Annotated in this window: 17 protein-coding genes; 12 read left to right on the forward strand and 5 right to left on the reverse strand. The window is 66.1% G+C overall.

Annotated features, from left to right (window positions below):
• Window positions 1-20: 20 nt before the first annotated feature.
• From NLR35_RS16820 to NLR35_RS16830, 3 genes are all read left to right on the forward strand, one after another.
• Window positions 21-995, forward strand: a complete 975-nt coding sequence (locus NLR35_RS16820; protein WP_257167645.1) for an NADPH:quinone oxidoreductase family protein — start codon at window positions 21-23, stop codon at window positions 993-995.
• A 500-nt stretch (window positions 996-1,495) separates the two neighbouring features.
• Window positions 1,496-2,503: a hypothetical protein gene (locus NLR35_RS16825; RefSeq protein WP_257167646.1), complete on the forward strand. Its 1,008-nt coding sequence runs from the start codon at window positions 1,496-1,498 to the stop codon at window positions 2,501-2,503.
• Between the two features lie 145 nt (window positions 2,504-2,648).
• On the forward strand, window positions 2,649-3,824 hold the full coding sequence (locus tag NLR35_RS16830) for a TAXI family TRAP transporter solute-binding subunit (protein ID WP_257167647.1): 1,176 nt from the start codon (window positions 2,649-2,651) through the stop codon (window positions 3,822-3,824).
• A gap of 107 nt (window positions 3,825-3,931) precedes the next feature.
• On the opposite strand, the gene NLR35_RS16835 is transcribed toward NLR35_RS16830, so the two are convergent.
• Window positions 3,932-4,348, reverse strand: coding sequence for a YkvA family protein (locus tag NLR35_RS16835; protein WP_257167648.1), 417 nt, complete (start codon window positions 4,346-4,348; stop codon window positions 3,932-3,934).
• 108 nt (window positions 4,349-4,456) lie between these two features.
• Window positions 4,457-4,759, reverse strand: a complete 303-nt coding sequence (locus tag NLR35_RS16840) for a 4a-hydroxytetrahydrobiopterin dehydratase (RefSeq protein WP_257167649.1) — start codon at window positions 4,757-4,759, stop codon at window positions 4,457-4,459.
• 365 nt (window positions 4,760-5,124) lie between these two features.
• On the opposite strand from NLR35_RS16840, the gene NLR35_RS16845 reads away from it, so the two are divergent.
• The gene (locus NLR35_RS16845; protein WP_257167651.1) at window positions 5,125-6,483 is read left to right on the forward strand and encodes a TAXI family TRAP transporter solute-binding subunit; all 1,359 of its coding nucleotides are present in this window, start codon (window positions 5,125-5,127) and stop codon (window positions 6,481-6,483) included.
• A 159-nt stretch (window positions 6,484-6,642) separates the two neighbouring features.
• The gene (locus tag NLR35_RS16850; protein WP_257167652.1) at window positions 6,643-8,214 is read left to right on the forward strand and encodes an alkaline phosphatase; all 1,572 of its coding nucleotides are present in this window, start codon (window positions 6,643-6,645) and stop codon (window positions 8,212-8,214) included.
• Between the two features lie 18 nt (window positions 8,215-8,232).
• Here NLR35_RS16850 and NLR35_RS16855 read toward each other — a convergent pair whose 3' ends face one another.
• Window positions 8,233-8,607, reverse strand: a complete 375-nt coding sequence (locus NLR35_RS16855) for a response regulator (RefSeq protein WP_257167653.1) — start codon at window positions 8,605-8,607, stop codon at window positions 8,233-8,235.
• A 166-nt stretch (window positions 8,608-8,773) separates the two neighbouring features.
• Between NLR35_RS16855 and NLR35_RS16860 the strand changes: the two genes are divergently transcribed.
• The 7 genes from NLR35_RS16860 (at window position 8,774) to NLR35_RS16890 (ending at window position 15,775) form a co-directional block, all read left to right on the forward strand.
• Entirely contained in the window at window positions 8,774-9,535 is a 762-nt protein-coding gene (locus NLR35_RS16860; RefSeq protein ID WP_257167654.1) for a Crp/Fnr family transcriptional regulator, read from the forward strand.
• Window positions 9,536-9,604: 69 nt separating this feature from the next.
• A complete protein-coding gene (locus NLR35_RS16865) occupies window positions 9,605-10,324 on the forward strand; it encodes a prolipoprotein diacylglyceryl transferase (RefSeq protein ID WP_257167655.1) in 720 nt (239 codons plus the stop codon).
• Complete coding sequence (locus NLR35_RS16870; RefSeq protein ID WP_257167656.1) at window positions 10,305-11,717, forward strand: radical SAM protein; 1,413 nt, start codon at window positions 10,305-10,307, stop codon at window positions 11,715-11,717. The genes NLR35_RS16865 and NLR35_RS16870 overlap by 20 nt, the downstream gene beginning before the upstream one ends.
• Window positions 11,714-11,971 carry a hypothetical protein gene (locus tag NLR35_RS16875; RefSeq protein WP_257167657.1) on the forward strand — a complete coding sequence of 86 codons (258 nt, stop codon included), beginning with the start codon at window positions 11,714-11,716 and terminating at the stop codon, window positions 11,969-11,971. The genes NLR35_RS16870 and NLR35_RS16875 overlap by 4 nt, the downstream gene beginning before the upstream one ends.
• Window positions 11,972-12,104: 133 nt before the next feature.
• Window positions 12,105-12,290, forward strand: a complete 186-nt coding sequence (locus NLR35_RS16880; protein WP_257167658.1) for a hypothetical protein — start codon at window positions 12,105-12,107, stop codon at window positions 12,288-12,290.
• 287 nt (window positions 12,291-12,577) lie between these two features.
• A complete protein-coding gene (gene typA / locus NLR35_RS16885; protein ID WP_257167659.1) occupies window positions 12,578-14,404 on the forward strand; it encodes a translational GTPase TypA in 1,827 nt (608 codons plus the stop codon).
• 126 nt (window positions 14,405-14,530) lie between these two features.
• Window positions 14,531-15,775 (forward strand): NAD(P)/FAD-dependent oxidoreductase, encoded by a 1,245-nt coding sequence (locus NLR35_RS16890; RefSeq protein WP_257167660.1) that lies wholly within the window; start codon window positions 14,531-14,533, stop codon window positions 15,773-15,775.
• Window positions 15,776-15,865: 90 nt separating this feature from the next.
• On the opposite strand, the gene NLR35_RS16895 is transcribed toward NLR35_RS16890, so the two are convergent.
• Together NLR35_RS16895 and NLR35_RS16900 are read right to left on the reverse strand one after the other, a co-directional pair.
• Complete coding sequence (locus NLR35_RS16895; RefSeq protein WP_257167661.1) at window positions 15,866-16,753, reverse strand: LysR family transcriptional regulator; 888 nt, start codon at window positions 16,751-16,753, stop codon at window positions 15,866-15,868.
• Between the two features lie 8 nt (window positions 16,754-16,761).
• Window positions 16,762-17,736, reverse strand: coding sequence for a YeiH family protein (locus NLR35_RS16900; protein WP_257167767.1), 975 nt, complete (start codon window positions 17,734-17,736; stop codon window positions 16,762-16,764).
• Window positions 17,737-17,834 lie beyond the last annotated feature (98 nt).

The raw sequence follows: 17,834 nt of genomic DNA on the forward strand, positions 1-17,834 counted from the left end.
CAAAATCTGAAGGAGCGCCCATGAAAGCCATTCTCTGTTCGCAATATTGCCAGCCCGACGATCTCGTGTTCGCCGACTTGCCCGATCCGGTGGCCGGTCCGGGGGAGGCCGTGATTGCGATCAAGGCTGCGGCGCTGAATTTCTTCGACATCCTGATGATCCAGGGTAAGTACCAGATCAAGCCGCCGTTCCCGTTCTCGCCGGGCGCGGAGGTCGCAGGTGTCATCGAGAGCGTCGGCGACGGCGTCACGGATCTGAAGGTCGGCGATCGCGTGGTCGCCTCCTGCGGGCACAATGGCGCGCGCCAGAAGATCGCGCTGCCGGCAGCATCGATCGTCAAGATTCCGGACAATCTCGATTTCGACCGCGCCGCCGGCATCATCATCATCTACGGCACGGCGCTGCACGCACTTGAGGATCGCGCCAGCCCGAAGCCGGGCGAGACGCTGGCCGTGCTCGGCGCCGCCGGCGGCACCGGACTTGCGGCGTGCGAACTCGGCAAGCTGATGGGGCTGAAGGTGATTGCCTGCGCCTCGTCCGACGAGAAGCTCGAATTTGCCAGGCAGCATGGCGCCAGCCTGACGCTCAACTACGCCAAGGAAGATCTGAAGGAAGGCCTGCGCCGGCTGACCGACGGCAAGGGCGCCGACATCATCTTCGATCCGGTCGGCGGTTCTTACGCAGAGCAGGCGCTGCGCTCGATCGCCTGGGAAGGCCGCTTCCTGGTGATCGGCTTTGCCGCGGGTGACATCCCGAAGATGCCGCTCAATCTGGCGCTGCTGAAGGGCTGCGATATCCGCGGCGTGTTCTGGGGCGCCTGGACCCGGCTCAACCCGGCCAAGAACCGCGCCAATCTCGAGAAGCTCGTGCAGTGGACCGCCGAAGGCAAGCTGTCGTCGCATGTCGACCGCACCTTCCCGCTGGCGCAGACCGCCGACGCGCTCAAGGTGCTCGCCGGCCGCCAGGCCATGGGCAAGGTGATCCTGCACCCCTGACGAGGTTTGCCCGAGAAGCCGAAGCCTCGGACGGTTGCCCGTTCCGAGGCCTTCAGCCTGCGGTTCTTCTAAGGCTTTCGCGCAATCATGGCGCGTGCCCTGGATGGTGGGATGCCGAGCCCCGGGCTCGAAAAGATGTTGCGAGGAAGTCGCACGTTCGGCGGAAAATGTCGTGGTCAGCTTCCCCGCCGATGCAACCTGCGGCAGAAAATCCGAAAACGAGCGTTTCTTGGTTAACGCAACTCAGTCGCATTGTGGCAAGGTTAATTCCCGAGCTTGCTCGTTGTTATCTCGATGCTTCTCGGTTTGCTGCCACGCGAATTCGCGCGTGCGTCGTCACAATCAGATCAAAATATTTCCAGAATCACGCCAGCTCTCGTCCACTTTTAGTCGGATTCAATTAGTCAATTAGTTGTCGGCAGTGGGGTGCCTCTAGCAATCGTGACGTGTCTCGAGCTTCTGACGGGCTCGGGACAAAAATGTATGTTGCGTGAAGTGAGATGGGGATGAAGGCCATGGCTGAGCGGACGACACGCGGAAAGTTCAACGACAGATCTCCACCCAGTCCTGACTTCAGGTCTTTCCCGGACGATTCCCATCAGGAGCGTCCGCCGAATTACCGATTCGGCCGGTCCGCCCAGGATCATCACTATCCCAACGACGAATCGATGCCGATGTTCCTCTCCGAATATGAGAGCGGCAATCAGATCGAGAGCACCGAGTTCGACGACCAGTGGCCGGTGCGGACCCGCAAGGCTTCGATCTCCTCGCGCATTCTGCTCGCTGTGGTGGCGGCGGCAGGTGTTGCCGTGCTGTTTGCGCTGGTGACCTCGGACGCGACGCGCGACCTGATCGCCAGTGCCAAGGCCTCGATGGTCGGCTCGGCGCCGGATCCGACCGCGCCTCCGCAGGACAGCGGCACGCAGCTCACCGCGCGCGACATGCAGCTGAACGACCCGGTGCGGTTGCCGCCCGAGCCGCCGGCGGCTGCGACGCCGATGCAGACGGCCGCCGTTGCTCCGACGCGCGACGATATCGCCAACGCCTACCAGACGGCCTTGCAGAACCGGGTTCCCAGTCCGCCGGCGCCGAGCGCTGCGGCCGCGCCTGTCGCGCCCTCCGCGATGGCGCCGTCCTCGATCAACTCGCCGGGCGCGGGAGCTGCGATCGTCGCCCCCGGCCTCGGCTCGGTGACCGCAGCGCCGCCGCCTGCCGCCCAGGCCCGCCGGCTGGATCCGGATGAGCTGGCCGGCATCATGAAGCGCGCCAAGGGACTGCTCGCCGCCGGTGACATCCCCTCGGCCCGCCTGCTGCTGGAGCGTGCCGCCGAAGCTCAGGAGCCGGCGGCTGCGCTGATGCTGGCCCAGACCTATGATCCGCACGTGCTGGGGACCAAGGACATCCGCAACATCAACGCCGATCCGGCCGCGGCTCGCAACTGGTATCGCCGCGCCGCCCAACTCGGTTCGTCGGAAGCGCAGCGCCGGCTGGATCAGCTGCAGAATTGAGCCGTCGCGACGGTCCTTGATGCCGCCGCGTTCGATTTTCGCACTTTGCGCATGATGCTCGAGCTGTTCCCCGGCGACGCCTTCGTGCAGGGCGCGCCTGTGGCCTGGCCGGCGATCGTGCAACAGCTTTAGATCGAGGGGATACATGCGACGTCTTGTTGGAGCGGCCATTGCGGCAATGATGCTGGCGTGCGGTTTTTCCGCCCACGCCGAAGAGGGCGAGTTCGATCCGGCCAAGGTCAGTGACAGCCTGAAAGCGATCTTCCAGTTCGGGTCGGTGCAGACCAAGCAGGCGCTCAACGCCAACACGGTGACGCTGATCACCGGCACCATCGGCGGCACCTATGTGCAGTTCGGCGCCGACCTCGCTTCGCTGCTCGACGACGGCAACAGCTTGCGCGTCCTGCCGATCGTCGGCCGCGGCTCGGTGCAGAGCGTCGCCGACATTCTGTTCCTGCAGGGCGTCGATCTCGGCGTCGTGCGCGCCGACACGCTGGACTATCTCGAGCGCAAGGGCTTCGCCAAGGACATCAAGAAGCAGTTCACCTACGTCACCAAGCTCTACAACGAGGAAATGCAGGTCATCGCGCCGCGCGCCATCCGCAATCTGCGCGATCTCGAGGGCCGCCGGGTGAGCGTCGACCTGCCCAACGGCGGCACCTTCGTGACGGCGTTGACCGTGTTCGAGCGCCTCGGCCTGCGCGCCAACTTCCTCTACATCGAGCAGCGCATCGCGATGGAGAAGCTGAAGCGGGGCGAGCTCGATGCCGTCATCGTGGTCGGCGGCAAGCCCTACAAGTCGGTCTCGACCTTCGTGAATGACGGCCGCTTCCATCTCGTCAATGTCGACTACGACCGCCCGCTGCAGACCGACTATCTGCCGGCGACGCTGACGGCCAAGGACTATCCGAACCTGATCGCCGAGGGCGAGAAGGTCGATACGATCGCGGTGCCGGCGGTGCTCGCGGCCTATAATTGGGCGCCGAACACCGATCGCTATCGCAAGCTCGCGACCTTCGTCGATGCGTTCTTCACCAAATTCCCCGCGTTCCAGAACCCGCCCTTCCATCCGAAGTGGAAGGAAGTCTCGCTGTCGGCGCCGCTCGCCGGCTGGCAGCGGCTGCCGTCCGCCAGCAAATGGCTGGAGACGCATGCGATGGAAGGCGCCCAGCGCGACCGCTTCGACGACTTCCTGAAGCAGAGCAGCACCGGCAAGGCGTTGCCGAGCGAGGCCGATCGCGAAGCCCTGTTCAAGCAGTACCAGGCCTGGGAGGCCGAGAAGACCGGCAGCGCCCGCGCCCAGGCACGCCCGCAGCGCTGAGCTGACGATCGCGGCCGTCTCAGGCCAAAGAAAAAAGCCCTGCGTGAGCAGGGCTTTTTTGTGTGCGCGCAATGGAGATGACCGCGACCCGCGCGTCGCGTGCGCCGTCAGGCGGCCTTCTCACCCGTCTGGTCCAGGTCGGCGTTCTCGTCCGCATGAAGCCGCGCGAGCGCGGCCTTCGCGGCCGCGCGATGGTCGGGCGTGATGTTCGATGCCACCATCCGGAGGGCGGTGGCCAGCACGGCAGCGTCATCGGTGAAGCCGAGAACCGGCATGACGTCCGGCAGGAAATCGAACGGCAGGATGAAATAAGCCAGCGCGCCGAGCAGCGCGACCTGCACATGCCGCGGCGTCTCCTTGTCGAAGGCGCAGTAATAGGCCGCGAGCAGATCCTCGGCGAACGGGATCCGGGCCACCACCTGCTTGAACTTGGTCCAGAAGCGTCGGCGCACGCTGTCGCGATCCCGCGCCAGCCGGTCGGCCGGCTCGAAGCCGACGCTGTAATCGGTGGTGTCCGATGCCATATCGGTCTCCCCAAAAAGCGAGGCGCCGCCGGTCGCGGTCCTCTTCCGCTCATGTGGGGATGGCCGCCTCCGCTGCAAGACGCGGAGGTCTCGACGCTCAGCGTGGCGTCAGCCGCCGATCCCCGACGCGATCGCGTCCATCGCCCGCGCCAGCGCGATGTCGCGTTCCGTCAGCCCGCCCGCGTCATGCGTCGATAGCACCACCTCGACGGTGCGGTAGACGTTGCGCCACTCCGGATGATGATCATGCTTTTCGGCCACCAGCGCGACGCGGGTCATGAAGCCGAACGCCTCGTTGAAATCGCGAAAGGTGAAGGTGCGGGTGATGGCATCGCGGCCATCGAGCGCCGACCAGCCGGGAAGGGCCTGCAGGGCCGCGACGCGGGCCTCGGACGACAATCGCTCCACCATCTCTGAACCTCCCATTCATCAAGCTGGCGCATCGGCAGACCCGCGCGCAGCCGAAAATCTACGGGGGTCCGCAGCACGCCAAGCACTCCCCGCTGCCCGGCGAGACTAGCAGAAACAGCATCCCGGTCAGAGTCTTGCGACAGGATCGGCGCGGCTGGGTCACGGAACCGCCGGGTTGGTCGGCGACTGCGCTCCGGTAACCATGACGCAGATGTCACTCCGGATGGACAATAAATTTGCTACAGTTTCGCCCTAGCGAAGAACGAGGCCGGACGGAGCTGCACGTGGCGCCGCTCCCCAGTCATCGGATCAGCGGAGGATCGGACCTGGCAGACCCTCAGACCACGCCAGCGCAGCGCTCGCAGATGCGCCCTGCCGTGTTCATCGTCATCGCCGGGATCCTCGCGATCGTCGGCGCTCTGGCGGGCGCCTATTATTTTGCCATGCGTCCGGTGGTCTTGAAGATTGCCGTCGGTCCGCCGAACAGCGATGACCTGAAGGTCGTCCAGGCGCTGACCCAGGCCTTCTCGCAGTCTCATGCCTATGTCCGGCTGCGGCCGGTGCCGACCGAGGGCGCCGGCGAGAGCGCGCAGGCCTTGGCGGCTGGAAAGGTCGACCTTGCGATCGTGCGCGGCGACCTCGAGGTCCCGAAGAACGCGCAGGCCGTCGCGACCTTGCGCAAGAACGTTGCCGTGCTCTGGGTGCCCGCGTCCGGCAAAGGCAAGGGCAAGAAGGGCGCCGCCAAGATCACCAAGATCTCGCAGCTCGCCGGCCACAAGGTCGGCATCATCGGCCGGACGCCGGCCAACGCCAACCTCTTGAAGGTGATCCTGCACCAATACGGTGTCGATGCCGGCAAGGTGGAGATCGTGCAATTTCCGATCACCGAGGCCGCCGAAGCCGTTCGCAGCCAGAAGGCGGACGTCTTTCTTGCCGCCGGGCCGGTCAACAGCAAGATCACCGGCGACGCGATCGCGGCCGCGACCAAGGAGGGCGGCGTGCCGACCTTCCTGGCGATCGATTCGGCGGAAGCCATCGCGCAGAACCACCCCGAATACGAGGCCGCGGAAATTCCCGCCGGTGCCTTCGGCGGCTCGCCCGATCGTCCGGAAGACGAAGTCAAGACGATCAGCTTCAACCACCACATCGTTGCGCGCAAAGGTCTCGCCGACTCCACCGTCTCCGCATTCACGCACCAGCTGTTCTCGGTGCGCCAGCAATTGCTGTCGGAATTCCCGCTGGCGGCCAAGATCGAGACGCCCGACACCGACAAGGATGCCGCCATCCCCGCCCATCCCGGCGCGGCGGCCTTCGTCGACGGCGAGGAGAAGACCTTCCTCGATCGCTACAGCGACTACATCTGGTGGGGCCTGATGGCGCTGTCGGCGATGGGCTCGGCCGGCGCCTGGTTCGCCGGTTATCTCAAGCGGGACGAGCGCACGATCAACACGTCGCTGCGTGACCGCCTGCTGGAGATGATCCCGATCGCCCGCAAGAGCGACTCGACCGAGGAGCTCGACCAGCTCCAGGCCGAGGCGGACGAGATCCTGCGCAACACGCTGACCTGCTTCGAGGACGGCGCGATCGAGCACGCCGCGCTGACGGCGTTCAACATCGCGCTCGAGCAGTTTCACAACGCGGTCGCCGATCGTAAGCTGATCCTGATGAGCATGCCGGCCAACCTGCAGCGCACCGGCGCGCAGTTGCGCGCTGCCGGCACCTGAGGCGATCTCAGCTCGTCCTTGGGATTTGTGTCTCGGCGGGGGCCTGCCGGTATTCGGGCGTGCCGGGCACGTCCTGTAATTCCAGCGTCATCGAAGTTTTCTAGGTCTGCGGTCCTGTGGCAGCGCTCGTTCCGCGCGCCATTCGCCCAGGAGATCCGCATGACCGTTCACATTCCCCGCCCGAAGCTGCACAGGCTGACCCGCCGCCGTTTCCTGTCGACGGCTGCCGCCGGCGCCGCGACCTTGGCGATGCCGCGTCTGAGCCGCGCCGCCGACCGGCCGCAGATCACCCATGGCGTGCAGTCCGGCGACGTCGGCATGGATGGCGGCGTGGTGTGGGCGCGGGCCGACCGGCCGTCGCAGATGCTGGTCGAGGTCGCGACCACCGAATCGTTCAAGGACGCACGCAGCCTGCCGCCGATCGCGGCGCTTCCGGAAAGCGATTTCACGGCCAAGATGCTGGTCGACGGCCTGCCGAGCGGCCAGGACATCTTCTACCGCGTCAAGTTTCGCGACCTGTCGCACACCGCCGTCGAGAGCGAGCCGGTCGTCGGCCGCTTCCGAACCGCGCCCGGCAACAAGCGCGACGTCTCGTTCGTGTGGGGCGGCGACGTCGCCGGCCAGGGCTGGGGCATCAACCCGGACGATGGCGGCATGTTCACCTTCGCCACGATGAAGAAGCATCGTCCGGACTTCTTCCTGCATTCCGGCGACACCATCTATGCCGACGGCCCGATCAAGTCCGAGGTCAAGCTGCCGGACAACAAGGTCTGGAAGAACCTGACGATCGAGGAGAAGGCCAAGGTCGCCGAGACGCTCGACGAATTCCGCGCCGCTCACAAATACAATTTCCTCGACGAGAATGTCCGCGGCTTCAATGCCGAGGTGCCGATCTTCGTGCAGTGGGACGACCACGAGGTGACCAACAACTGGTCGGCCTCGAAGGATCTGCCGGCGGTCTACAAGGAGCGCAACATCCAGCTGCTCGCCGCGCGCGCGGCCCGCGCCTTCCATGAAATGTATCCGATGCGCGAGAGCATCAATGAGCCGGGCCGGGTCTATCGCACCATCAATTACGGCCCGCATCTCGACGTGTTCGTGCTCGACGAGCGCAGCTATCGCGGCGCCAACGGTCCGAACCTCGAGGACAAATATGGCCCGGCGTCCTACTTCATCGGCCCGGAGCAGATGCGCTGGCTGAAGCAGGCCCTGCTCAACTCGCACGCGACCTGGAAGGTGATCGCCTCCGACATGCCGCTCAGCATCATCGTGTATGACGATGCCACCAACAGACGCGGCTCCGAGGCGATCGCGCAGGGCGACGGTCCAGCACGCGGCCGCGAGCTGGAGATCGCCGAGATCCTGCGCTTCATCAAGGCGGCGCCGATCCAGAACACGGTGTGGCTGACGGCCGACGTGCACTACGCCGCCGCGCACTACTACGACCCGAACAAGGCGCAATTCCAGGACTTCGAGCCGTTCTGGGAGTTCGTCTCGGGCCCGCTGCATGCCGGCACGTTCGGTCCGAACGAGCTCGACAATACGTTCGGCCCCGAGGTGCGCTTCATCAAGGCGCCCGGCCTCGACAAGCAGAACCTGCCGCCGTCCGCCGGGATGCAGTTCTTCGGCCACGTCAAGATCGACGGCGCCAGCGGCCAGATGACGGTGACCCTGCGCGATCGTGCCGACGTCGCGCTCTGGTCGACCACGCTGGATCCCAAGCTCGGCTGACGCCGTGCTGCGGCGGCGCTAATCGCGCCGCCGCAGCACCGCCTCCAATGCGTCGGTCGGACATGGCTTCGGCAGACGCGGCCGGTCGGAAAATGCCGATGGCACGCCGTCGGCGCCATAGCCGGTCGAGAACGCGAAGGGGATGCCGAGCGTGTTCAGCCGCTCGGCGATCGCAAAGCTCTTTTCGCGCACGAGCCCGACGTCGAGCAGCGCGAATTCCGGCGGGCGCTCCTCGATCATGGCCAGCGCGCTGGCGACATTTGCGGCGACCCTGACGTCGGCGACGCCAAGGTCGGTGATGGTGTCTTCCAAGCCGAGCGCAATGATCGGGTCGTCTTCGACGACCAGCACATGCTGATAGAGCTCGGGCACGCTGGGTTGCGAGCTGGTCATGTGATCTGCGGGTTCCAAGGTAAAGATGGCTCCCGCAGCCGGCGCCTCGTCTCAAGCACGCTGGCGGGTTCCTGGAACCGAAGCCATCATATCCGAGTTCCTGTGTCGGTGCACTTGTGAACACAAGGGGCACGGATCACGCACATGCGTAGCGCGGGGGACAACGATGCTGAGCCAAGGTGTGACGACACTCGCGCGGGAGCGGCCCTACAACAATCTGTTGAGGCGGCTCAGCCCCGCCGACTATGCGCTGATCGCGCCGCATCTGGTCGAGGACCAGGCCGCGCCGAACGAGCTGCTGTATCGTCCAGGGGACGACGTGCAGGTCGTGCATTTTCCCTGTGGCCCGGCCCTCGCGTCCTATCTCGTTCCCAACGAGGATGGCCGTGATGTCGAGACCATCCTGGTCGGCCGCGAGGGTGCCGTCGGCGGCATCGTCAGCGAAGGCTTCCTGCCGGCCTATACGCGCATCGTCGTCAAGTTCGGCGGCCCGCTCGCGCGGCTCCCGCTGTCACGGCTGGCCGCCGCCAAGCTGCAATCCAAGACGCTGCGCAACGTGTTCGCGCGCTATGCAGACTGCATGCTGGCGCAGATGTTCCAGTCGACCGCCTGCAACGCCATCCACTCGATCGAGCAGCGCACCGCGAAATGGATCGTCGCGGCGATGGACCGCACCGACGGCGAGCCGATCGTGCCCTTGACGCATGAGCAGCTCGCCACCCTGCTTGGGGTTGGTCGCTCCTATGTCAGCCGTGTCGTCCAGACATTCAGGGCTGAAGGTATTCTCGATACGAGACGGGGTGCCTTCATGGTGCGCGACTTCGATGCCTTGAAGCACCGCTCCTGCCTGTGCAACGAGGCGGTGAAGGGCCATTTCGAGGAGGTGCTGCGCGGCGTCTATCCGACCGAGCAAGCCGCCACGGGCTGATACGAACCCGTCATTGCCTTTCGCGCTGGGAACTTGCCATAGTCCGGGTGCAACCGGACGATGGGAGCCATGGACGGCGCCGCTCTTCATGCCATCTTCGACGTCGCTGCCTGGCTCAGCGCGGCCGCCGCGGGCTGGTGGCTCACGCGTCGCGTGGGCATCAGCTTTCCGAGACAGTCGACCGAATGGCCCTATGTCGCCGTGCTGGTGTTTGGTGCCGGCCTGGGCGCCTACCTGTTCGGGACGCTGAATCTGTGGCTGTCCGGCATGACCGGACTGGCGCGCTCGGTCGAGGGCGCGCTCGCCGGCGGCATCGTCGCGGTCGAACTGTACAAATGGCGGCACGGCATCGCCCTGCGAACCGGCGCCCGCTTCGCGCTGCCGCTGGCGGTCGGCATCGCGGTCGGCCGGATCGGCTGCTATGCGGCCGGGCTCGATGATTTCACCTATGGTACGCCGACCACCTTGCCGTGGGGGCACGATTTCGGCGACGGTGTTCTGCGCCATCCGGTCCAGCTCTATGAGAGCCTCGCGATGGCATGCTTCGCCATCTTGTATGTGGTCGCGGTGCTCCGGCGGAACGAAGCCATCATCACCAACGGCTTCTATCTCGCGCTGCTCGCCTACGGCCTGCAGCGCTTCGGCTGGGAATTCCTCAAGCCCTACGGGCCCGTCATCGGTCCGTTCACGCTCTTCCATCTGCTGTCGCTTGCGATCGCCGCCTACGCCGCGGCCATGCTCGCGACGGAGCCGCACGCGAAGGTCCTGCATGAACGCGCCGCTGCGTAAGTCACGTCCCTATGTGTTCTGGGGGCAGACGCAATCTCTTTGCGAGACCTGCCTCGCGCTTGTGCCGACCAAGATCCAGATCCTGGGCAATGAGGTCTGGTACGAGAAGCGCTGCAAGGAGCATGGCGTGCAGTCGACGCTGGTCTCGGACGATGCGGATTATTGGCGGCGCTGCAAATCGTTCATCAAGCCGGGCGACACGCCGCTGAGCTTCCAGCGCCGTACCGAATACGGCTGTCCCTATGATTGCGGCCTGTGTCCGGACCACGAGCAGCATTCCTGCCTGGCGCTGATCGAGATCACCGACCACTGCAACCTCACTTGCCCGGTGTGCTTCGCCGAATCGTCGCCGCAACGCGCGCATTTCACCCCGCTCGCGACCGCCGAGCGGATGCTGGATGCGCTGGTGACAAGCGAGGGCGAGCCGGACCTGGTGCAGATCTCCGGCGGCGAGCCGACCCTGCATCCCCAGTTCTTCGACATCCTCGCCGCCGTGCGGGCCCGGCCCATTCGTCACGTGATGATCAACACCAACGGCCTGCGCATCGCCCGCGAGCCGGACTTTGTCGCGCGGCTCGCCGAGAACAAGCGTGGGTTGGAGGTCTATCTGCAGTTCGACTCGCTATCACGCGCCGGCCTCACCAACATCCGCGGCGCCGATCTGCGCCGTATCCGCCAGCAGGCGCTGGAAAACCTCGAGCGGCACGGCATCTCGACGACCTTGGTCGCGACCATCAAGCGCGGCGTCAACGACGACGAGATCGGCGACATCGTCCGTCATGCGCTGCAATGGACATGCGTGCGCGGCGTCACCCTGCAGCCGGTGCAGGACGTCGGCCGCAACGACAGCTTCAACAAGGACACCGATCGCATCATGCTGTCGGAGATCCGCCGCCGCGTGATCGAGACCGGCGTGTTCGGCGAACAGGACATGATCCCGCTGCCCTGCAATCCCGAGAGCATCTCGATCGGCTACGGCCTGCGCCACGGCGCCACCGTGCTGCCGCTGACGGCGATGGTGCCCGAGGCGGAGCTGCTGTCGGTGATGCCGAACACGATCAGCCCGGAGAAATACCCGGTGCTGCGGGACAAATTCGTCGAGCTGTTCTCGCTGTCCTCGGGGCCGCTCAATACCGGCGAGCGCGTCGCCGAATTCCTCTGCTGCCTGCCGTCAGTTCAGGTGCCGGACAGTCTCGGTTATGAGCACGTCTTCCGCGTCACCATCGTGCAGTTTCTCGACCGCTTCAATTTCTGTGTCGCCAACGTCAAGCGCTCCTGCATCCACTTCGTCACCGAGCGCGGCGAAATCATCCCGTTCGACACCTACAATCTGTTTTATCGCAACGGCGCCATCGACGGCATCCGCGCGCGGCTGGGGAGGGGAAGCCCATGAGCGATCCGGAGGACAAGATTCCGTCCTGGCCAGCCGGACCCGACCAAGAGCGGCAGCTGCGCAGCGGCTGCATGTCGGCGTTCCTGTTCGTGATTGGTGTCATCCTGCTGCTGCCCGGCGCCTGCGCCGTGGTCTTCGGCTATCTCGGCTTGCAGGAGAAAAACTGGCCGGCGGAATTGACCTCGTGGGTCGTCGCGGGCCTGGCGGTCGGCGCCGGCGGGATCTGGCTGATCATCAGGGCGTGGCGCCGATGACGACTGCCGGGGGTCCTTCCTCATCCCATCGCGCGGGGTCCACCCGGCCATGAATGATCCAGACGATCACCGCCCGTCGCTATCGCCTTTCCTACAGGAGGTGCGTCGGGTCCGCGAGCCGCCGGCACGTCTCATGGCGACCCTGGGGGCCATCCTCGGCGGTCTCGCCTTGATGTTTCCGTTCGGCTGCACCATGGCCTTCATGCGCCGCGAGTGGAACGAGTTCGGCGGCTTGTTCGGTCCCGGAGCCATCCTGGCCGGCATGGCCGTCGCGGGACTCGTGGTGATCGTGCTGGCCGTGCGCCGCCGCTGGGGCTGAACGGCCCGTTCAGGCGGTGGGAGGCGTTAGCCAGATCCTCGAAAGCCGCTCCTCATTCCTGAAAGCAGTCATTGTTTTTTGGCATTTTTTGCCTATATTGCGCCGCAACGCGCTAGGTCTGCCCGGTCGATTGGCCGGGTTTCCTTTTTGGGGTTGCCGGCCCCTGCCGCCGAACGAGTTTCGCGAGCGCGCGTCGCAAAGCTAACAGCTTGATTCGACTATAACAATGCGCGCGCCCCGCAGGGGACAGAGCACGGGCTCTTGAGAAAGCTTAGAAGATACCGATCATGAACCTCCGTAACATCGCCATCATCGCCCACGTCGACCACGGCAAGACCACCCTCGTCGACAAGCTGCTGCAGCAGTCCGGTACCTATCGCGAGAACCAGCGCCAGGTTGAGCGCGCGATGGATTCCAACGACCTGGAACGCGAGCGCGGCATCACCATTCTCGCCAAGTGCACCTCGGTGCAGTGGGAAGACACGCAGATCAACATCGTCGACACCCCCGGCCACGCCGATTTCGGCGGCGAGGTCGAGCGCATCCTGTCGATGGTCGACGGCGTGATCGTGCTGGTGGACGCCGCTGAAGGCCCGATGCCGCAGACCAAGTTCGTGGTCGGCAAGGCGCTCAAGCTCGGCCTGAAGCCGATCGTGGCCATCAACAAGGTCGACCGCCCGGACGCCCGCATCACCGAGGTCGTCAACGAGGTGTTCGACCTGTTCGCAGCGCTGGACGCCACCGACGAGCAGCTCGATTTCCCGATCCTGTACGGCTCGGGCAAGAACGGCTGGATGGCGACCTCGCCCGACGGCTCGCATGAGGACGGCATGAAGCCGCTGTTCGACCTCGTGCTCAAGCACGTGGCGCCGCCGGTGGTCGAGGAAGGCCCGTTCCGGCTGCTCGGCACCATCATCGAGGCCAACAACTATCTCGGCCGCATCATCACCGGCCGCATCGCGTCGGGCTCGGTGAAGCCGAACCAGGCCGTGAAGGTGCTGTCGCGTGACGGCAAGCTGATCGAGACCGGCCGCATCACCAAGATCCTGGCGTTCCGCGGCCTCGAGCGCCAGCCGCTCGACTACGCCGAGGCCGGCGACATCGTCGCCATCGCGGGCCTCACCAAGGGCACCGTGGCCGACACCTTCTGCGATCCCTCGGTCGAGACGCCGCTGCAGGCGCAGCCGATCGATCCGCCGACCGTGTCGATGTCGTTCATCGTCAACAACTCGCCGCTCGCCGGCACCGAGGGCGACAAGGTCACCAGCCGCCTGATTCGCGACCGCCTGATGCGCGAGGCCGAGGGCAACGTCGCGCTGCGCGTGGTCGAGTCCCAGGACAAGGACGCGATGGAAGTGTCGGGCCGCGGCGAATTACAGCTCGCGATCCTGATCGAGACCATGCGCCGCGAGGGTTTTGAGCTCTCGGTGTCGCGTCCGCGCGTCGTGTTCGAGAAGGACCCGGCCACCGGGCAGACGCTGGAGCCGATCGAGGAGGTCGTGATCGACGTCGACGAGGAGCATTCCGGCGTCGTCGTGCAGAAGATGAGCGAGCGCAAGGCCGAGCTGATCGAGATGCGCCCGTCCGGCGGCAACCGCCTGCGCCTGGTGTTCTACGCGCCGACCCGCGGCCTGATCGGCTACCAGGGCGAGCTGATGACCGACACCAAGGGCACGGCGATCATGAACCGCCTGTTCCACAACTACCTGCCCTACAAGGGCGCGATCCAGGGCCGCCGCAACGGCGTCCTGATCTCCAACGACCAGGGCGAGGCCGTGGCCTATGCCATGTTCAAGCTGGAGGACCGCGGCCCGATGATGATCGAGCCGGGCTGGAAGGTCTACAAGGGCATGATCGTCGGCGAGCACACCCGCGACAACGATCTCGAGATCAACGTCTTGAAGGGCAAGCAGCTCACCAACATCCGCACCACCTCGAAGGACGAGGCCGTCCGCCTCACGCCGCCGATCCGGATGACCCTGGAAAAGGCGCTGGCCTATATCGAGGACGACGAGCTGGTCGAGATCACCCCGAAGTCGATCCGGCTGCGCAAGAAGCACCTCGACCCGAACGAGCGCAAGCGCGCCGAGAAGCAGAAGGAAGCGGTGGCGTAAGCCGCTCTCCGTTCTCTCTGTCGTCATGGCCCGGGCTTGACCCGGCCATCCACGTCTTGATGCTTGCGAGAACGCAGATGGATGCCCGGGGCAAGCCCGGGCATGACGACGGAGTTGGATGACCCGATGTCCTTCCCATCCTCCGTCGACATCGCAATCATCGGGGCCGGCGCGGCCGGCCTCGGCGCCGCGCATACGCTGCGCGACAACGGCGTCTCCTTCATCGTGCTCGAAGCCCGTGACCGCATCGGCGGCCGGGCCCACACCATCATGGCCTCGCCCGATGTGACGTTCGATCTCGGCTGCGGCTGGTTGCACTCCGCCGACCGCAACTCCTTCGTCCCCGTCGCCGAGCAGCTTTCCTTCGCCATCGACAAGTCGCGCCCGCCGTGGCGTGATCAGGCCTATCAGGCGGCATTCCCGCGTGCCGAACGCGAGGATTTCCTGCGCGCTCTAGAAGCCTTTTTCACCCGTACCGCAGACGCCGCGACAAGTGGCCGCGATGCGCCAGCGAGCATCTGCCTGGAGCCCGGCAATCGCTGGAACGGCATGATCGATGCGATCTGCACCTATCTCAACGGCTGCGAGCTCGACCAGATGTCGCTGCTCGACTTCGAGGCCTATGAGGACACCGAGCTGAACTGGCGCGTCCGCCGTGGTTATGGCGCGCTGGTCTCGGCCTACGGCGCGGAACTGCCGGTCGCGCTCAGCTGCAATGTCACGCTGATCGATCACAGTGGCAAGCGCATCGGGCTCACGACATCGCAAGGCACATTGACCGCCGACAAGGTCATCATCACCGTCCCCACCAATCTCATCGCCGACGAAGCGCTCCGCTTCACGCCGGCTCTGCCCGAGAAGGTCGATGCCGCTGCCGGCCTGCCGCTCGGCCTCGACAACAAGGTGACGCTGGCGCTCGAGGGCTGGGCGCATCTGCCTAGGGATTCCGGCATGCGCGGCCGCAGCAGCACCGCCCGCGTCGGCAGTTTTCAGCTGCGCCCGTTCGGCCAGCCCTGCATCGAGGGCTTTTACGGCGGCAGCTTCGCCCGCGAAATCGAGGCGGCGGGCGAGGGGGCACTCACGGCGCAGGCGATCGACGATGTCGTGGCGCTGCTCGGCAGCGACATCCGCAAGAGCCTCAAGCCGCTCGCCGAGTCGCGCTGGGGCGCCGACCCGTTCGCGCGCGGCGCCTATTCGCATGCGCTGCCTGGCCACGCCGACAAGCGCGCCGTGCTGGCCGCCCCGGTCGATGGGCGGCTGTTCTTTGCGGGAGAGGCGACGCCACCGGATTTCTTCTCGACGGCTCACGGCGCTCGCGACTCAGGTGAGCGGGCGGCAAAGGAGGCGTTGGCGGCACTAGATCCGCACTGACTTAGCCCCTCCGCCGTCATTCCGGGGCGATGCGCAAGCATCGAACCCGGAATCCCGAGATGAGGCCGCCCCGGAGTGACGAGCCCCAAACTAACCCCGGCTCTCTCCCACCATCCGCAAGAACTCGCGCGCCGCCTGCGTCTGGTGATGCTCCCGGTGCCGCAGGCTGTAGAACTGCCGCTTCGGGAGTTCGAGATTGGCAACGGCGAGCAGTCCCGCCTTCACCGCCCGCATCACCACCAGCCGCGACAGCACCGTGACCCCCGCGCCGGCCTCCACCGCGCCGCGCACGGCCTCGTTGGAGGGCAGATCGAACACCACGTCGAGTTCGGAGGGAGAGATGCCGAACCGACCTACCGCCGCTTCGAGAACGGCGCGCGTTCCCGAGCCTTGCTCGCGCAACACCCAGCGCGCCGCCTTGAGATCCCCGACCTTCACCGCTGCTCCCCCGCACAGCGGGTGACCGACCGGCCCGACCAGCACCATCTCGTCCTCCGCGACCGGCTGCGCCGCGAGCACGGGGTCGTCGACGTCGCCTTCGACGAAGCCGAGATCGGCGGAGCCCTCCCGCACCCGTTCGGCGACCTGCTCGGTATTGCCAATCGACAGCTCCAGCCTGATCGCCGGATGCGCCGCGTTGAAGCGGTGAATGAAGGCCGGCAGCCAATAGCCCGAGATGGTCTGGCTCGCCGCCAGCGCGAGCTGGCCCCGCTTCAGCCCGGCGAGATCATCGAGCACGGTCTCCGCGGCAGCCGCACGCGCGAGCACCGCGCGGGCTTCGACCAGAAACGCGCGGCCGGCCGCCGTGAGCACGATGCGGCGGCCAACCCGGTCGAACAATTTGGTCTGGTAGCGCGCCTCGAGCGCGGCGACGGCCGCCGATGTCGCCGACTGCGTCAGATTGAGCTCGCGCGCCGCCTGGGTGACGTGCTCGCGCGTCGCGACGGCCACGAAGATCCGGAGCTGCTCGAGCGTCACGTCGTCTCCTAGGTGGTCAGCTTCACCAGCGCCAGGCTGAAGCTCGCGATGAACAGGAAGGCTGCGAAGCCCAGCGCCGCCGGCCGCAGGCCCTTGGCCTTGAGCTTGGTGAAATCCGTCTCCAGTCCCATCGCGGCGAGCGCCATCGACAACAGGAACGTCGTCGCGGTGACGATGACCGTCTTCGCCTCGGCCGGCACCGTGATGACGCTGTTGATCCCGACCATCGCGATGAAGCCGAACACGAACCAGGGCAGCGGCGGCTGCGCGCCGGCATGACCGTGGTCGCCATGGCGGGCGCGGCGCGTCGCCAGCAGGCCGAGCGTGAGCACCACCGGGGCCAGCAGCATCACCCGCGCCAGCTTGGCGATGGTGCCGAACTCGCCGGCCTGCTGCCCTTGCTGAAAGGCCGCCGCGACCACCTGGGCGATCTCGTGGATCGAGGCGCCACTCCAAAGCCCGAAGGCGTGGGCATCGAGATGCAGCAGCCCGGGCAGCAGCGGATAGGCGACCATCGCGATCGAGCCGAACACGGTGACGCAGGCAACCGCATAGGCGACGTCCTCGTCATGCGCGCGCGTCACCGTGTTGGTCGCGATCGCGGCGGAGGCGCCGCAGATCGAAGTGCCCGCGGCGATCAGCTCGGCCAGCTTGCGGTCGACGCCGAGCAGCCGGCCCATCCACACCGTGAACAGGAAGGTGCCGGTCAGGCTCAGGGCGATGACGAGCAGGCCGCGCGCGCCGACGTCGACGATCTGGGTGGCCGTCAGCTGCAGCCCGAGCAGGATGATCGCGAACCGCAGCACACGGCGCATCGCGAAAGCCACGCCGGGCTTCGCCCGCAATGGTGTGCCGACGACGTTATGCAGCGCCATGCCTGCCACGATCGCCAGGATCATCGGGCTGAACATCCCAAGCCCCGGCAACTGACGCAGTCCGAAGGCGCCGGCCGCAATGGCGGCCGAGAGTGCCAGTCCGGGCAGCAGCGCCGGCAGCCCGGCCGCCGCGGGCGCGTGGACATGAACGGGGTGGACATGGACAGGATGAGCGACAACGGGCGCATCGGCGGTGAGATCGTGCG

The organism is Bradyrhizobium sp. SRS-191, from assembly GCF_024586915.1.
Taxonomy (GTDB): Bacteria; Pseudomonadota; Alphaproteobacteria; order Rhizobiales; family Xanthobacteraceae; genus Bradyrhizobium.

Excerpts from the sequence above, each read along its gene's own strand:
- NLR35_RS16820 (WP_257167645.1), top strand. The coding sequence starts at position 21 with ATGAAAGCCATTCTCTGTTCGCAATATTGCCAGCCCGACGATCTCGTG.
- NLR35_RS16825 (WP_257167646.1), top strand. The coding sequence starts at position 1,496 with ATGGGGATGAAGGCCATGGCTGAGCGGACGACACGCGGAAAGTTCAAC.
- NLR35_RS16830 (WP_257167647.1), top strand. The coding sequence starts at position 2,649 with ATGCGACGTCTTGTTGGAGCGGCCATTGCGGCAATGATGCTGGCGTGC.
- NLR35_RS16835 (WP_257167648.1), bottom strand. The coding sequence starts at position 4,348 with ATGGCATCGGACACCACCGATTACAGCGTCGGCTTCGAGCCGGCCGAC.
- NLR35_RS16840 (WP_257167649.1), bottom strand. The coding sequence starts at position 4,759 with ATGGTGGAGCGATTGTCGTCCGAGGCCCGCGTCGCGGCCCTGCAGGCC.
- NLR35_RS16845 (WP_257167651.1), top strand. The coding sequence starts at position 5,125 with ATGCGCCCTGCCGTGTTCATCGTCATCGCCGGGATCCTCGCGATCGTC.
- NLR35_RS16850 (WP_257167652.1), top strand. The coding sequence starts at position 6,643 with ATGACCGTTCACATTCCCCGCCCGAAGCTGCACAGGCTGACCCGCCGC.
- NLR35_RS16855 (WP_257167653.1), bottom strand. The coding sequence starts at position 8,607 with ATGACCAGCTCGCAACCCAGCGTGCCCGAGCTCTATCAGCATGTGCTG.
- NLR35_RS16860 (WP_257167654.1), top strand. The coding sequence starts at position 8,774 with ATGCTGAGCCAAGGTGTGACGACACTCGCGCGGGAGCGGCCCTACAAC.
- NLR35_RS16865 (WP_257167655.1), top strand. The coding sequence starts at position 9,605 with ATGGACGGCGCCGCTCTTCATGCCATCTTCGACGTCGCTGCCTGGCTC.
- NLR35_RS16870 (WP_257167656.1), top strand. The coding sequence starts at position 10,305 with ATGAACGCGCCGCTGCGTAAGTCACGTCCCTATGTGTTCTGGGGGCAG.
- NLR35_RS16875 (WP_257167657.1), top strand. The coding sequence starts at position 11,714 with ATGAGCGATCCGGAGGACAAGATTCCGTCCTGGCCAGCCGGACCCGAC.
- NLR35_RS16880 (WP_257167658.1), top strand. The coding sequence starts at position 12,105 with ATGGCGACCCTGGGGGCCATCCTCGGCGGTCTCGCCTTGATGTTTCCG.
- typA (WP_257167659.1), top strand. The coding sequence starts at position 12,578 with ATGAACCTCCGTAACATCGCCATCATCGCCCACGTCGACCACGGCAAG.
- NLR35_RS16890 (WP_257167660.1), top strand. The coding sequence starts at position 14,531 with ATGTCCTTCCCATCCTCCGTCGACATCGCAATCATCGGGGCCGGCGCG.